Here is a 14,941-nt window from a genome sequence, read left to right as displayed (position 1 = left end):
GGTGGCCGAGGCCGGCAAGACCATGGACGAGATTGTCGACAGCGTCAAACGTGTGACCGACATCATGGCCGAGATCACGGCGGCCAGCCAGGAGCAGACGCAAGGTATCGAGCAGATCAACCAGGCGATCACGCAGATGGACCAGGTGACGCAGCAGAACGCGGCGCTGGTGGAAGAGGCCGCTGCCGCAGCGTCCTCGCTGCAGGAGCAGGCCAGCGGGCTCAGTCAGGTGGTCAGTGTGTTCAGGCTGGATAACCAGCAGGTGCATGATGTGGCGCCGCCGCAGCGCGCCGCAGCCGCGAAACCTTTCAACCGACACGCTTCACCCCAACAGCCGCCCAAGGCCAAGCCGGCCATTGCCGGGCCGGCAGGCCAGCTGGCCACGGCCGGGGGCGACTGGGAGACGTTTTAAGCAAGGTCCTCCGCCGCAAGGCGGATCCCGCCTTCAGGGATGCCGGAAATCGACAGAATATTGACGAAAATCAAGTCCCGGGCGGGGTGCCGATTAGACACTAAGTATGCATATTGATCAGCCGGTTGGTACGCAGCAGGCCTTCCGGGTGGCATGGTCCGGGGAGTCAAGCGCGCTTGACCGGCTTCCAGAAAGAACCATGCCTTCCTCTTCCATCGACCCCCTGGATCCTGGCGGCAGCACACCTGGCGGGGCAGCGGCCCTCCTGGCGGGCGTGCTGGAATCCGCCATGGACGCCATCATCACCGTGGACGAGCAGCAGCGGATTGTCATGTACAACCATGCGGCGGAACAGGTCTTCGGCTGGTCGCGGCAAGAGGTGTTGCTGCAGCCCCTCGAAAAGCTGATACCCCAGCGTTTTCGCGCGGGCCATGCCCAGAACGTCGAGCGTTACGGCAACACCGGCGAGACTTCCCGGCGCATGGGCGGGCGCAGGGTTATCCATGGCCTGCGCCGCAATGGCGAGGAGTTTCCCCTCGACGCCTCGATCTCCGTGCTCCAAACCGCCGAAGGCAAGCTGTTCACGACCATTGTTCGCGACATCACGGAGCTCGACCGTCTTCAGCGGGAGCAGGCCGACAACGATGCCCGGCTGCGCGAGAGCCAGCGCCGGCTGCAGGCGGCGCAGCGGCTTGCACGCATCGGCTACTGGCAGATTGACCTCGACACCAACGTGATGTGGTGGTGCGATCAAGCCTATGAAGTGCTCGGTGTCGAGAGTTCGCAGCTGGACGCTTCCTATGAGGGGCTGCTCCGGTTGATCCATCCCGGTGACCGCCAGGCTTTCGCGGCCCAGCGCGACGCGGCTGTTCGGTCCGGATTGCCGCTCGACGCCGAGTTCCGGGTGATCACGGATTCCGGCGAGGAGCGCTGGATTCATCTGCTCGGCTGGATCGAAGCCGAAGGCGAGGGCACGCAGGCGCGCCGTCGTACCGGCCTGATTCGGGAGATCACCAACCGCAAGCGTTCTGAAGGGGTGATTGCCCGCAGCCTGGAACTGCTCAACCACACCGGGGCGCTGGCCAAGGTGGGCGGGTGGGAAGTGGTGATGGAGACCATGGCGACCTATTGCTCCGACGAGATTTTCCGTATCCACGAGATCGACCCTTCGGCCGGCGTCTCCCTGGAGGGCCTTCTCGGGTTTTATGCGCCTGAAGTGCAGTCCGTGATCCGGGCCGCGGTGGATGCCGCCATCCAGCACGCCACCCCCTGGGACCTGGACCTTCCGCTGGTCACCGCCAAAGGCAGGCGCATCTGGGTTCGAACGCAGGGCCAGGCCATCCTGCAGGACGGCAAGCTGGTGCGCCTTTTCGGCGTGTTGCAGGACATCACCGAAATCAAGGCCACCGAAGCGGCCCTGCGTATCTCGAATCATGAGCTCGAGGCCTTTTCGTATTCGGTCTCCCATGACCTGCGCTCGCCGCTCAACAGCATCAACGGCTTCAGCCATTTGCTGGCCAGAAAAGTGGCGGGCACCCCGGACGCGGATGTGAAGCACTACCTGGCGCGCATCCAGGCCGGCACGCAACAGATGGGGCAACTGATCGAAGGCCTGCTCTCGCTCGCCGAGGTCTCCCGCACCTTGTTGGGCAACGAGCTGGTGGATCTGTCCACCATGGCCCGCGCCATCCTGGACGATTGGCAGGTGCGCGAGCCCGGGCGCCATGTCGTGGTGCATATTGAAAAGGGGCTGCAGACCCGGGGCGACGCCCGGCTCATCCGGGTGGTGATGGACAACCTGCTGGAAAACGCGTGGAAATTCTCTTCGCAGAAAGCCCTGGCCGAAATTGCCGTCGGCCAGAAACCCGCCGCGGACGGCCGGCTGGCTTTTTATGTGAGCGACAACGGGACCGGTTTCGACATGGCCTATGTCAACAAGCTGTTCACCCCGTTCCAGCGTTTGCATGGGGTCACGGAGTTTCCCGGCATGGGCATTGGCCTGGCCACCGTCAGCCGCGTGATAACCCGGCACGGCGGCCGGCTCTGGGCCGAGGCGGCCCCCGGTCGCGGGGCCACCTTTTTCTTCACCCTGCCGGCCGACGTGGCTGCGGCAGGTGGTGGCGACAGCCACCTGCAGGCGGGCCCCGGCCCGTCGTCGCCAGCCTGACAACTTCCCGCTGCGTGGTCATGGCAGCTCCGCCATGAATTTCTCGGCCTGGGCCAACATGCCGGCCCGGATCGGCTTGAACACGCGCTGCGGAAAACCATCGGGCAGCGCGGCCGCCACGCGCTCCAGCGCGTCGGGCACCTGCAGCACCAGCGCCACCATGTGGTCAAACGCGTCAGGCACGCCGCTTTGCTGCGCCAGGGTTTGCCAGTGGCGGGTATGGATCTCGTGCAGGTGGTAGTGCGTGTTCTTGCTGCGCAGGGCCATCGCCAGTTTGGCGCGGCGCGGGTTGATCTGGTTGGGGCCGTTGCCGATGATGGGCCAGATCGACAGCACGTCATACAGCGGCGTCATGTGAAAGCCGCCGCCCCGTTCCAGAAAGATAGAAAAGTTCTTCGCATGGCCGTCGGTGGCGGCCATGAGCCAGAAGGCGAGCTGGGCCAGAACAAAGCGCAAGCTGTCTTCACGCGGATTGTTTCCACCAGCAAGCAATGCCAGCCCGGCGCGTAGGCCAGGGCCGCCATCGCTCTCGTACTTCAGTTCGCCGGGTTGTCCGCTGGCCTGGCAGAAATCTTCCTGCGGAAGACGGGTTATCCAGCGCTTGCCTTCGGCCCAGCGCCTGTCAAAGCGCTCAACAATCAGCACTTTCTGTCTGCCGAACAGCCCCATTTCAGTGGGGGCGACGGCAAAACCCATGGCGGCCAGCAAGGTAGCGCAAAGCCATTCGTTTTCCACCGAATCCGACATGTCCGCGCGAATGTTGCCCACCAACCCGAGCGGGAGCTTGAAAATATGCGTGGTCGGGGTTGCACCTTCCGGCAAGTGCCATTGCTGCCCGACGCGCAACAAGGCGGTTTTTTCCTGTGCGCCGGCGATGGAGATGCGAAAGGCGTCCGGCAGGAAAGATTCAGCCGCATCGTCGCTGGTCACGTCACGCAACAGGGCCTCCACCTGGTGCTCGGTCAAGGGCGTGCTGTCAACGCGGTCGTGCGGTGGCGGCGGCTCGCCGGCGGGCATCAACTGAACGGCACCGACGCAGTCGCGCCCGATGGCCGCCAGCAGGTCGGCCGCGCGGGTCGAAGGGGTGCCAAAACGGCGCCTCAGCCGGTCCCTGATGTGTTTGCTGTCAGGCAGCAGGTTGTCAAAGTAGTGTTCTACCTTGGCGCCCATCACATCGCCGCCACCAGCAGGCAAGGGGAGCGATACCGAGAGCGGCCGCGCATGGCGTGACTGCCGCCACCCATCGTCGTACCGCAAGCCGGGTGTCCCGGTGCGCGTCCAGAACCAGACGCCGACGCGCTGGCCGTTCATCCAGATGTCCAGGTCAGCAAACGCCATGCTTACCAGTCCGCCGGCGGTTCGCCGGCCTTGGCCGCGGGGGAGGGGGTAGCGTCGGCGTAGCGCTGGGTGTCTGCCAGCAGCAGCCGCGCGTCCAGTGCATGCAGGACCTGCAGCAACTGGTCCAGGCTGACCGCACCGGGATCTTTCTCGATGTCGGCAATGCGCACCTGCTTGACGCCAACGCGTTCACCCAGCGCAGTCTGCGTCATGCCACGCGCCTTGCGCAGGGATTTCAGGTGCACCGACAACTGGGCCGATGTCTGAACGGGGAAGGTCTGAAGGGTGTTCATGCAAATACCACCTTGGAGTGATATATGCACTTTATTGTCTAAATACGATATTGTCAATATATCGCAAATAAGCGATTCTCTTGATGGCGCGCCGCCGGCGGGTACGGGCGTTAACATCCAAGGCAACCCATTTCCACCCCGAGACCTGCCATGCCCCTGCCATTTGCCGACCGCCTCAACAACGTAGAAACCTCCGCCATCCGTGAACTGTTCAAGCTGCTGGGCAAGCCCGGCATCATCAGCTTCGCCGGCGGTTTTCCCGACAGCGCCATGTTCGACGTGGCCGGCATCCAGGAAGCCGTCAACCTGGCCCTGACGGAAGAGCCCGGCGCCGCGTTGCAATACGGCGCCACCGAAGGCTACAACCCGCTGCGCGAGCAGCTCGCCGCCTTCATGGGCAGCAAGGGCGTGAGCGTGGAGCCCGACGGGCTGATCGTCACCACCGGCAGCCAGCAGGCGCTGGACCTGCTGGGCAAAACCATGATCGACCCCGGCGACAAGGTGATCGTCGAAGGCCCGACCTTCCTGGCCACCATCCAGTGTTTCAGACTCTACGGCGCCGACCTGGTCAGCGCCCCGGTGGACGCCAACGGCGTGGACACCGACGCGCTGGAAAAACTCATGGCCGAGCACAAGCCGAAGTTTGTGTATTTGATTCCCACCTTCGGCAACCCCAGCGGCGCCATGCTGAGTCTGGAGCGCCGCAAGAAAGTGCTGGCCCTGGCCGTCAAGTACAACACCCTGATCGTCGAGGACGACCCGTACGGCGACCTCTACTTCAATGAAGCGCCACCCCCCAGCATCCTGAGCTTGTCAAAAGACGTGCCCGGCAGCCGCGAGCTGATCGCCCATTGCGGCAGCATGAGCAAGGTGCTGAGCCCCGGCCTGCGCGTGGGCTGGATGATCGGCCCCGCCGAACTGCTGGCCAAGGCCACCATGTGCAAGCAGTTCAGCGACGCGCACACCAGCACCTTCGCCCAGGCCACCGCCGCGCAATACCTCAAGGCCGGCCGCATGCCCGCCACCCTGGCCCGCGTGCGCAAGGTGTACGGCGAACGCGCCGTGGCCATGGGCGCCGCGCTCAAGCGCGAGCTGGGTGACGCGGTCGAATTCACGCAGCCGCAGGGTGGCCTGTTCTTCTGGGCCCGGCTCACGGGCGCGGGCGGCAAAACCCAAGACGCCGGCGAGTTTGCGAAGAGGGCGATTGAGCAGGGTGTGGCGTTTGTGCCGGGGGCGCCGTTTTATGCGGGCAAGCCGGACATGGCTACCTTCAGGCTTAGTTTTGCTACTGCGGATGTTCAGAAAATTGAAGAAGGTGTTGGCAGGCTTGGTAAGGCGTTGTGATGACGGCACTCGCTAGCGAGATAAATTCTCATGTTGCCGAATCAGTCGAGGCCTATTTAGCTCTCTCGGTTCCCCCGCGATTTGCACTCATGCTTGATGGGCCGTGGGGAAGTGGTAAGACGCACTATGTTCAGGGCCTTGCCTCAAAACTCATAGGGGAAGAAAGAAAAACACTTTATGTGAGCTTGTATGGTCTTACAAGTTCAGCACAGATCGATCAGGCAATTTTTCAGCAACTACATCCAATTCTGTCCTCTAAGAAGATTCAGTTTGCTGGAAAGTTGTTATCTGGAATGTTGAAAACGACGTTGAAAATCGATCTAACTAGCGATGGTGCGGCAGATGGTTCGTTGTCGATGAACGTACCAAGTATCAACATACCCGACTACCTTTCGAGTGAAGTCGAACACGTTTTGCTTTTTGATGATTTCGAGCGATGTGAAATCGAAGTAAACGATCTTCTCGGCTATATCAACTATTTTGTTGAGCATGCAGGCCTCAAGGTGATCATAGCTGCGAACCAAGAGCTAATCGAAGGCCGTAATTTTTACGACCAGCGTAGAGAAAAAGTTGTTGGTACTACCCTTAAATTAGTACCTGATTTTGAAGCAGCATTTGCATCCTTCTTGAGCGAGCTTTCAGGCACGGATTTCGTCGAAAACATTCGCCGCAATGGAGAAATTGTTAGGTCAGTATTTCTGGAGGTTGGCTTCGGGAATCTGCGCAGCTTGCGCCAAAGTCTTCTACAGTACCAACGCGTATTTCGAGCGCTACCTCCACTTGCTTCAAAAAATGCGCAATTTTACGAGGAGTTTTTGAAACTGTATTTGGTGCTTTCCTTGGAAGCGTCGAAGAAAACATTAGATAACGAGACCATTAATAGTTTATTCGGTTCTGCATGGTTTTCCTGGCTGTCTTGGGCCAAGTTGCCCAATACAAATGTGGAGCCAACCAGAGGACAAAGTTTTCAGAAGAAGTACCCCTGGATTTGCGAACTATCAATGGCTCGTCAAGAGGGCAAGTTTTGGACGGAATTATTTGTAGAAGGGCATCTTGATCAGACCTCTCTTGTCCAGTTGACCCAGGCGCATCCTGCGTTTCGCACGGAGAGCACGCCAAGCTGGAAAAGGCTGTGGTGGTGGGAGCGTCTAGATCAGGAGTCGTTTGATCCGTTGCTTGCCGAAGTTCAAGCGAGCTTCGAAAGCGGGAAAATTGAAAACGTATACGAAGCACTGCACGTCTCAATGACTATCCTTCAGTTAACTCGCGATGGTTTTGTTCGCGATTTGACTAAAGAAGAGTGGCTTGAAACGTCCAAGAGATGTATCCTTTCTTTGGCAGGAGATGCAGCATTTCCTCTGCGTGATCATGGCGTACCAACAAAATTGGATATCTTTAGCGGCTATGACGGCTTGGGATATCCAGATAATGATCCGGAATTTCAGCTACTTCTTACCTATGCAAATGAAGCGCTTCTTAGTCATCTTGAAAAGCGCAGAGAAGTAAAAACTTCAGAACTTATGGGACTTTTGGAGAGTTCGGCAGTCGACTTCAGCGCAGCAATGACAGCGCTCGAAAACGCGTTTGAAGACTTCCCCTTGTTTTCAAGAGTGACTGCTGAGGAATTTATGAAAGCTACCCGTAACTACACGACAGTCGAACAGTGGAACACGGTAGCTCGGGGGGTTAGGGTTCGGTATTCAGGGAGTGCATTGGCGCGCGACGGCTATTTGCCAAACGAGTACAAGTTTTTCCAAGAGGTGTTAGTTCTGCTGGACAGAAAATTGAGCACTAGCCGGGGGAAAATACTTGCTGCCGGCGTTGAAAGATTTAAGATCCATGCTGCTTTATTCGCACTTCAACGGATGGACGAAGTAAAAACTTCTTGAGAAACCAAATCACCGTTCTCATTCGAACGAATTTAGGTCAGGGATACAGCGTCGGAGTTTAATTTCATAAGAAAGATTTGTTTGCGTGAATTCGACTCACTTCACGTCGAAATAACGCTCAAGCCGCTCCTTTATTTCTGCAGTCATTCCTTCCAGTTCAAGCAATTTCGCGTTACCTTCTCTCTTTAAAAAGTGACTGTAGAGACGAATTGCTAAGTCTCGTTCGATAGATAGTAGTTCCTGGAACACCTCATAGTCACATTCCATAGGATTCAAGCGCGGAAACTCAAGTTTTCTCCCCGTAATGGCCTCTATGTGACGCCAAGTAGTCGCCGAAAGCTGTAATCCCGTGGATCCGGCGACAGACTCAAGTGCACTCAGCCCTTTTGCAACTTTCTCAACTTGTCTGGTTAGCTTTTCTAAACTCCGTTCTAACTGCGTGCCATGCCGCTGGATTTCACTCTCGACGATCAACGAGTTTTCGAAACTGTTCAAGTTCACCGAAAACGTATCCGAGATGCGATTTTCTACAAGTGGGTTGAGATAGGAAACGTTAATTGAGAAAGCCTTCACAATTTTCGAATCAGGAGCTAATGCCTCAACGGCACCTGCATAGAAAAAGGAAAGCTTCCGACCCTTCGAAAGAACGGGGATGCCAGAGGCGAAAACCGAGGGAGCTTTATGCGCCCAGTACAAGTCTTCAGAGAAAATGAAGGTTAAATCTTGAGCGGGTGCATTGCCTATATTTTCTACATAAAGACTGAACATTCCTCGTTCAACTTCAATATCTACGGTTACAAGTGGTGGAGTGTCGATCGATCTGTTTCGAATATCTTGAATTTCGTAGTCCTCCATTGGCGCTGATTTGAAGTTGTATCGCTTGTAGTAGCGATGGCTGCCTCGGTCCTGGTGCGGTGCCCGAGCACTTTTTGGAGTACTTACTATGAATATGGAATGAGTAGCGCTGACTTCAAGCTGAGTTATCTTGAGTTCACTCAGCTTCGGTGCAATATTGCTTTGAATCACATCTTCTAACCACTCGCGTGTGTATCTTGAGTGTTCAACCCCGCCATCAATGCCAACCGGTATGTGCTCCTCTTCGGCGACACCGTACACAATCACTCCGCCGTCTGAGTTGGCAAATGCCGACACATCCTTGGTGATCTCTTTAACATTTCCAAGCAGGGCAGCACTTCGTTTGTAGTCAAGATGGAGGTTTTCCGGAATGCTGCTCGTTATCAGCCTCTTGATATCGTCTAGTGTCGAAGGTACATCGTTTGCCATGGTTTTTCGCTAGTTAAATGCGTTGACAGTGTGGACTCTGGTTGGGCCTGTTTTTCCGTGGAGATGGAGTAAGTCAGCTGCAATCATGGCATTGCATAAGACATTTGGGCTGTCCGGCAAGTCATTTCTTGCAAACCATTTTCAACGCTACCCCATCTGGCGTCGCCACTTCCTTCATCATCGTAAACCCAGCCTTCAACACCAGCGATTCGCCCGCGCATCGCGCGGACCGGATTGGTCTGGAATGTGGGTAAATTGCGGATGAGCAAACAGTCAGGCCACAAGAGCTTTCACCATCCCAGTACAGACGCTTGTAGTGTCTGATCGGGCCGCCGCTCCAAATGATCTGGATGTATTGTGCGGGCCACCTAGGTGAAGGCAAGCGCTCAAACGACGCGCCGAAACCAGACCAGCGACAGCCCCCCCCGCTGTAAGCGCAAGCATCGCCGACAGTAAAGCCAGCAAGGCCGTGACCTCCGTCTCACGTGTCTGCACCTGCACCCGCGATCCCAGGTTCTCGTAGACGCCGCGCAGCGCTTCCGCTGTGCCCGCATGGTGGTACTCGCCGCCGGTCATGCGTGCTACCTCGCGCAAGGTGGGCTCGTCCAGCTGCAGGTAGATGGGCATGCCTTCGGGCATTGCTTCGGGGCCGCCCACGCTTCCCAGGCTGACGACGTAGATGCGCACGCCCCGGTCGGCGGCCATCGCTCAGCAGGATGATCGCCGCGGCGTCGTATGAGCCCGGCGCACTAGGGGCGATCTGCCGGGGCGGTGGCTTGTCCTTGTCGTCCAGGCTGCGTCCCTGCGGCTTGCTGTCGAAGGTCATTTCCTCGAGGTTGATGTCCTGGGTGGCGTCAGTCGCTATTGAATATATAGCTGCTTGCGCCCGTGAATAAAGGGCTGGGGCTCGATTTGACTAATATTTTTAGTCTTTGGACCAGACCGCCAGTTCACAACCATCCGCACTTCTGAAGTGAGCCCGCTGACCGCCAACCGCCGACAGGCGAGGGCGCCTTCAACCTGGTCAGCCCGCCCTGCATCGCCCCCGTCCGAAAACTCACCGGATCTCCAGCAAGAGATGCTCAGGACACAGCGCCGCCAGAAAGTCCCGCGCGTCAAAGGCCTGGCCGGCGGTGAAAACGCCGGCTGTTTTGACTTCCCCGCGCACCACCCGCTCCATGGCTTCTACGACCAGCGGCGCGGTGAAGGCATAGATGTCCCGCCCGCTGGCTGTGGCCCGGCGCTCGTCGTTGCCACGGCGCACCACCACGTCGACGATGAAAGTCTGCGATGAGCGGCCGCTGTCGTCGCTGGGTTTGGGCGCCAGCGGGTCGGGCGCGGTCAGGTCCTTGACGGCGGCGACCGTCATGTACGAGCGGATATCGGGCGCCTTCAGGTGGCGCGCGATCGTCACCGTGTCGGCCATGGTGAATTCGGCGATGACTGCTTGCTGGCCCAGGGGCGCGGGAAAGGTCCATTCGGTCACCGGCGCGGCACCCGTGGCATACGACAGTTGTCCGTTCGCAAACACCAGCCGACGGCCGTCACGGCGCTGCCTGGAGACCTGCCCGGCCACCAGCGTGCCGGGCGTCGGCTGCCAGCTGTCCAGCCCGTAGGCGATGGAGATTTCATCGGCCGACGCCCAGTCGCCCATGGCCGCGGTGGCCAGCAGATCCCCCAGCCCGCCGTAAAACGCCATGGCGTGCACCAGCACCACGCCTTCGTCGCGGGCGCGGGTGGCGAAACGCTCGAAGGTGTCGATGTTGGCCTCTATTTCCGCCGCCACGTCCAGGTAGGGAAGGCGCGCGCGCAAGGCGGCTTCGATCAGCGGGCCGGCGGTGCTGGCAAACGGGCCGGCGCAGTTGATGACGGCCACGACACCGGCCAGCGCGCGGTCGAGCGCGGCGGGGTCGTCCACCGACGCGGCCCGCAGCGCCAGCCCGGGGTAAGCCGCGCCGAAAGCGCTGAGCTTGGCTGCGTCGCGCCCGCAAAGGATGGGTGTCCAGCCGCGCTGACGCAGCTCTGCCACCACGAAGCGCCCGGTGTGTCCGTAAGCGCCGTAAACCGCCACAGCCTGTGTTGTTGATGTCATCACCAATCCTTTCAGTGGAGAGCCGTCCGCCGCAAGACGCTACAGATCTGTACTCTTTGAATCAGTGTAAAGTACAGATCTGTAGCGTGTCAAGAAAATGTCGGCCAGGCTCTGCATGTGCCGTGCTTTTTGCGCGCTTCAGCCTTCATGACATGCAGAACGCGCAATCCCTCACCCCGGCCCTCTCCCAGTGGGCGAGGGTGAGACCAGTCCAGTTCACTGCCGTGTATGTTGGAAAAGATCGATAAGGCCAGGGGAAATGCAATGAAAAAAAGTGTTGCGGCGGTAAGCGCCGGAGCTGATGAAGGTGGCGCACCAAGCGTGCGGGAGCGCGTGCTGGCGACGGCGGCGACGCTGTTCTACCAGGAGGGCGTGCGGGCCGTCGGGGTCGATCTGGTGGTGGAACGCTCAGGCGTGGCCAAGACCAGCCTTTACCGGCACTTCGCCACCAAGGACGATCTGGTGGTGGCTTTTCTCGAGCGCGAGGATGCCGAGTACTGGCGTGACTGGGACAGCGTGGCGGCGCAGGCGAAGGACGACGCCGGCGCGGAACTGGAGGCGCACCTGCGCTGGATCGCCCGCCACATCGCCGGGCCGACCTACCGCGGCTGCGCCTTCCTCAATGTGGCGACCGAGTTTCCGGCGCCCACGCACCCGGCCCGTGCCGTTGCCGCGCGCAACAAGACCGAGCTGCACCGGCGCCTGACCGCCCTGGCCAGAAAGATCGGGGCGCGCCACCCCGGCCAGCTGGCCGATCACCTGGTGCTGCTCATCGACGGGGCCTATGTGAACGGCCAGCTGCTGGGCAAGAAGGGCCCGGTTCACTCGCTGGTGGCGGCGGGAACGGCGGTGATTCTTGCGGCTGAGCGGCGCTGAGGTTGAGGGCCGACTGAGGGCATCGGGCAGACCCGTTCAGGCTGAGCCTGTCGAAGCCCTCGGACCCTTCGACAGGCTCAGGGCGAACGGTAGCAAGTCTCCCACCATGACCGTGGGCGGCGCCGCATCGCGGTAGATTTGCTATGAAAGTAATAGCTGCTTGCGCTTGTGGATAAAGGGTTGGAGGCCGATTTGACCAATAATTCAGTCTTTGGACCAGACCGCCAATTCATACCCGTCCGCATCCTTGAAGTGAAAGCGCCGCCCGCCCGGAAAAGCAAAGATCTCGCGGCTGATGGTTCCGCCGGCGGCCAGCACGCTGCCCCGCGCGGCTTCGAGTTGGTTGGCGTAAAGGATGACCAGTGGGCCGCCGGCAGGTGAGGGCGGTGCTGTTGTGGTCAAGCCGCCTTTCATCGCGCCGTCTGAAAACTCGGCGTACTCCGGGCCGTAGTCGGTGAAGGTCCAGCCGAAGGCCTGGCCGTAGAAGGCCTTGGCTTTGTTGATGTTGCGGACGTTCAGCTCGATGTAGTTGATGCGGCAGTTTTCGGGTGGTGTGCTCATGACAATCCTTGGTGAAGGGCTATGCCTGCATGCTGCTCACAAGTCTTCGGCCGGCCAGTCGGTGAAGGGGAAGGGCAGGGTCTCGGTGGCGAAGGAGACGAAGCCCGCGATCTGCGCCAGGTAGCGGCCCACGCTGCGGCCGAAGCCTTGCAGGCGCGGGTTGGGCTGGTCGGTGAAGAGGGCAAAGCCCAGCTGCAGCAGGGCGACGGCCACCAGCACCCAGGCAGCCAGCTGGAAGGCTGCGCACATCAGCAACATGAGCAGCGCGCGCACCCAGAGCTTGCGGGGTGGTGGAAGGGTGGCAAGAGCGTTGTCAGTCATGGTGGTTCCTTCAGTGGGGGTGGTTATGCTGCGCCGGGCTTGGGCTGACGGGCTTGAGGTGCATCAAGCAACTGTAGCGCGCTGCCGCATGGGGTGGAAGTGGCCTGGCAGTCGGGTCCGGTCGATGGCCTGCAGTGGGGGAAACCAGCTGTTCCTCCTTTTTCCGAGGCATCAGAATAGCGCCCATGTTTGATTCCGCCATGGCCTTCCTGCAGTCGCTGCAGGGCTTTCCCGCTTATGCGCTGCTGTTCGCGCTGCTGTTCAGCTGCGGCATAGGCGCACCCATCAACGAAGACATCCTGCTGCTGGCGGCGGCGGCGCTCACGCTCAAGGGGGTGATGGAGCCGGTGCCGCTGATGGTGGTGGCGTGGTTCGGGCTGGTGGCGGGCGATGCGCTGGTGTTTCACTGGGGCCACCGCTTCGGGGCGCGGCTGCTGCGGCACCGCTACTTTGCGCGCGTGGTACCCGAGGCGCGGCTGGCCGCCATGCAGGACACCATGCGCCGCTACGGGCCGGCCTACATCTTTGTGGTGCGTTTCATGCCGGGCGTGCGCACGCCGCTGTTTTTTGCGGCGGGTTCGCTCAAGATGCCGTACCGCCACCTCTTTGTGTACGACGGCGCGGCGGCGCTGGTGGAGCTGCCCCTGTTGGTGTACGGCGTGCGTTATGTGGGCGGGCGCTGGCAGGAGATTCTGGCGCTGATGCAGCGCTTTCAGGGCGTGTTGCTGCCGGTGTTCATCTTGCTGGTGATCGGCGTCTGGCTGCTGACGCGGCGTCGTGCCAAAGTCAAGATTGACGGCAAAGAGGCGGGGCAGCCATGAGCGGCGAGGGTAAGCAGACATGGATCCCCCCGGATCGGAGTCCGGGGCAGGCTCCTCAAGTCCGGGATGACAGAGACAGCGCGGGCAGAGGCAAGCTGCCTGAACAGGGCCGCCCCCAGGCCGAGGTGCTGGCCGAGCTCAAGGGCTACGGCGCGCAGGACCCCGACTACAAGGGCAACCGGCTGTGGAGCCTGGTGTATTACCTGGGCGAAGAACACAACGCCTTCATGGGCGAGGCTTACCAGGCCTTTTCGTCGGCCAACGGGCTCAACCCCACGGCATTCAAAAGCCTCAAGCGTTTCGAGACCGAAATCATCGCGGCCGTGGCCGAGCTGTTCCACGGCACGCCGGAGGTGTGCGGCGTGGTCACCTCCGGCGGCACCGAAAGCTGCCTGCTGGCCGTCAAGACCTACCGCGACATGGCACGCAGCCAGCGCGGCGTGACGCGGCCCGAGATGGTGCTGCCCGTCACGGCGCATGTGGCCTGGTTCAAGGCGGCGGAATACTTCAATGTGAAGGTGCGCCTGCTGCCGCTGGACGACCAATTGCACGCCGACGTGCGCAAGCTGCCCGGCCTGCTGAACCGCCGCACGGTGATGATTCTTGGCTCGGCGCCCGAGTACCCGCACGGCAGCATCGACCCGATAGCGGCCATGGGCGCCATCGCACTCAAGCGCGGCATTCCCCTGCATGTGGACGCCTGTGTGGGCGGCTTCATCCTGCCGTTCATGGCCATGAACGGGCGCACGCTGCCGCTGTGGGACTACCGGGTGCCCGGCGTCACCTCGATCTCGGCCGACATTCACAAATACGGCTTTGCGGCCAAGGGCGCCTCCACCATCACCTACCGCAACCTGGACTACCTGCGCCACCAGATGTTTGTGTATGAAGACTGGCCCGGCGGCGTGTTTGCCTCGCCGGCGCTGCTGGGCACGCGGCCGGGCGGCGCCTATGCGGCGGCCTGGGCGGCCATGCAGCACTTCGGCCAGTCGGGCTACCGCGCGCTGGCCGCGCAGACCCTGCAGGCCTTTGACACCATGCGTGAAGGCGTCGAAGCCATGCCCGAGCTGTATGTGATGGGCGAACCCAGCGGACCGCTGCTGGCGTATGGCTCGCGTGATGCGGCGGTCAACATCTTTGCGGTGGGCGACCAGATGGATGCGAAGGGCTGGACGGTCAACCGCCTGCAGAAACCCGACGGCCTGCACGCCATGATCACCGCCGGCCACCTGGCCGTGGTGGATGCTTATTTGCGCGACCTGAAGGACGCCGTGGCCACCGTCAGGGCCAACCCCGCGCTGGCGCAGGAGGGCAGCGCCGCCACCTACGGCATGATGAGCCACATTCCCCTGCGCGGCATGGTGCGCCAGAAGGTGCTCGACATGTTTGTGCAGATGTACAAGGCGGGCGGGCAGCAGATCGACCTGCACGCCGCGCCGCCGGTGGCGCCCGGGCTCAAGGGCAGGGTGGACGTGCTGATGGAGCGCATGGCGCGCTGGTATGTGGCGCGCCAGCAGCGCAAGACGCCGGGGCGCTGACGGCC

At 60.7% G+C, this 14,941-nt stretch carries 14 protein-coding genes; 7 read left to right on the top strand and 7 right to left on the bottom strand.

The features are described 5' to 3' along the window. Positions 1 to 412, top strand: a 412-nt coding sequence (locus B7X65_RS15985) for a methyl-accepting chemotaxis protein (protein WP_293595288.1), incomplete at its 5' end; no start/stop codon positions are given. 199 nt (positions 413 to 611) lie between these two features. Continuing rightward, on the top strand, positions 612 to 2,579 hold the full coding sequence (locus tag B7X65_RS15980) for a PAS domain S-box protein (RefSeq protein WP_293595287.1): 1,968 nt from the start codon (positions 612 to 614) through the stop codon (positions 2,577 to 2,579). 18 nt (positions 2,580 to 2,597) lie between these two features. Here the strand turns inward: B7X65_RS15980 and B7X65_RS15975 are convergent, their stop codons facing one another. Next, positions 2,598 to 3,917 (bottom strand): type II toxin-antitoxin system HipA family toxin, encoded by a 1,320-nt coding sequence (locus B7X65_RS15975; protein ID WP_293595286.1) that lies wholly within the window; start codon positions 3,915 to 3,917, stop codon positions 2,598 to 2,600. 2 nt (positions 3,918 to 3,919) lie between these two features. Further along, a complete protein-coding gene (locus B7X65_RS15970; protein WP_293595285.1) occupies positions 3,920 to 4,210 on the bottom strand; it encodes a helix-turn-helix domain-containing protein in 291 nt (96 codons plus the stop codon). Between the two features lie 156 nt (positions 4,211 to 4,366). On the opposite strand from B7X65_RS15970, the gene B7X65_RS15965 reads away from it, so the two are divergent. Continuing rightward, positions 4,367 to 5,554, top strand: coding sequence for a PLP-dependent aminotransferase family protein (locus B7X65_RS15965; protein ID WP_293595293.1), 1,188 nt, complete (start codon positions 4,367 to 4,369; stop codon positions 5,552 to 5,554). Further along, positions 5,554 to 7,443, top strand: coding sequence for a P-loop NTPase fold protein (locus tag B7X65_RS15960; RefSeq protein ID WP_293595284.1), 1,890 nt, complete (start codon positions 5,554 to 5,556; stop codon positions 7,441 to 7,443). Before B7X65_RS15965 ends, B7X65_RS15960 begins: the two co-directional genes overlap by 1 nt. Positions 7,444 to 7,539: 96 nt before the next feature. Here the strand turns inward: B7X65_RS15960 and B7X65_RS15955 are convergent, their stop codons facing one another. The 3 genes from B7X65_RS15955 to B7X65_RS15945 form a co-directional block, all read right to left on the bottom strand. Next, positions 7,540 to 8,727 carry a helix-turn-helix domain-containing protein gene (locus B7X65_RS15955; RefSeq protein ID WP_293595283.1) on the bottom strand — a complete coding sequence of 396 codons (1,188 nt, stop codon included), beginning with the start codon at positions 8,725 to 8,727 and terminating at the stop codon, positions 7,540 to 7,542. Positions 8,728 to 9,000: 273 nt separating this feature from the next. Then, positions 9,001 to 9,432: a hypothetical protein gene (locus tag B7X65_RS15950; protein ID WP_293595282.1), complete on the bottom strand. Its 432-nt coding sequence runs from the start codon at positions 9,430 to 9,432 to the stop codon at positions 9,001 to 9,003. 352 nt (positions 9,433 to 9,784) lie between these two features. After that, a complete protein-coding gene (locus B7X65_RS15945; RefSeq protein WP_293595281.1) occupies positions 9,785 to 10,819 on the bottom strand; it encodes a saccharopine dehydrogenase NADP-binding domain-containing protein in 1,035 nt (344 codons plus the stop codon). 264 nt (positions 10,820 to 11,083) lie between these two features. Between B7X65_RS15945 and B7X65_RS15940 the strand changes: the two genes are divergently transcribed. After that, complete coding sequence (locus B7X65_RS15940; protein WP_293595280.1) at positions 11,084 to 11,695, top strand: TetR/AcrR family transcriptional regulator; 612 nt, start codon at positions 11,084 to 11,086, stop codon at positions 11,693 to 11,695. Positions 11,696 to 11,899: 204 nt separating this feature from the next. Here B7X65_RS15940 and B7X65_RS15935 read toward each other — a convergent pair whose 3' ends face one another. Continuing rightward, entirely contained in the window at positions 11,900 to 12,256 is a 357-nt protein-coding gene (locus B7X65_RS15935) for a VOC family protein (RefSeq protein ID WP_293595279.1), read from the bottom strand. Between the two features lie 36 nt (positions 12,257 to 12,292). Further along, positions 12,293 to 12,577 carry a DUF4389 domain-containing protein gene (locus B7X65_RS15930; RefSeq protein WP_293595278.1) on the bottom strand — a complete coding sequence of 95 codons (285 nt, stop codon included), beginning with the start codon at positions 12,575 to 12,577 and terminating at the stop codon, positions 12,293 to 12,295. Positions 12,578 to 12,762: 185 nt separating this feature from the next. Between B7X65_RS15930 and B7X65_RS15925 the strand changes: the two genes are divergently transcribed. Together B7X65_RS15925 and B7X65_RS15920 are read left to right on the top strand one after the other, a co-directional pair. Next, positions 12,763 to 13,398, top strand: a complete 636-nt coding sequence (locus B7X65_RS15925) for a DedA family protein (protein ID WP_293595277.1) — start codon at positions 12,763 to 12,765, stop codon at positions 13,396 to 13,398. Continuing rightward, positions 13,395 to 14,936 (top strand): aspartate aminotransferase family protein, encoded by a 1,542-nt coding sequence (locus B7X65_RS15920; protein ID WP_293595276.1) that lies wholly within the window; start codon positions 13,395 to 13,397, stop codon positions 14,934 to 14,936. Before B7X65_RS15925 ends, B7X65_RS15920 begins: the two co-directional genes overlap by 4 nt. The last annotated feature ends 5 nt before the right edge of the window (positions 14,937 to 14,941 follow it).

Source organism: Polaromonas sp. 39-63-25 (assembly GCF_002278925.1).
GTDB lineage: Bacteria > Pseudomonadota > Gammaproteobacteria > Burkholderiales > Burkholderiaceae_C > Polaromonas.
This window is presented reverse-complemented; position numbering and strand designations above follow the sequence as displayed.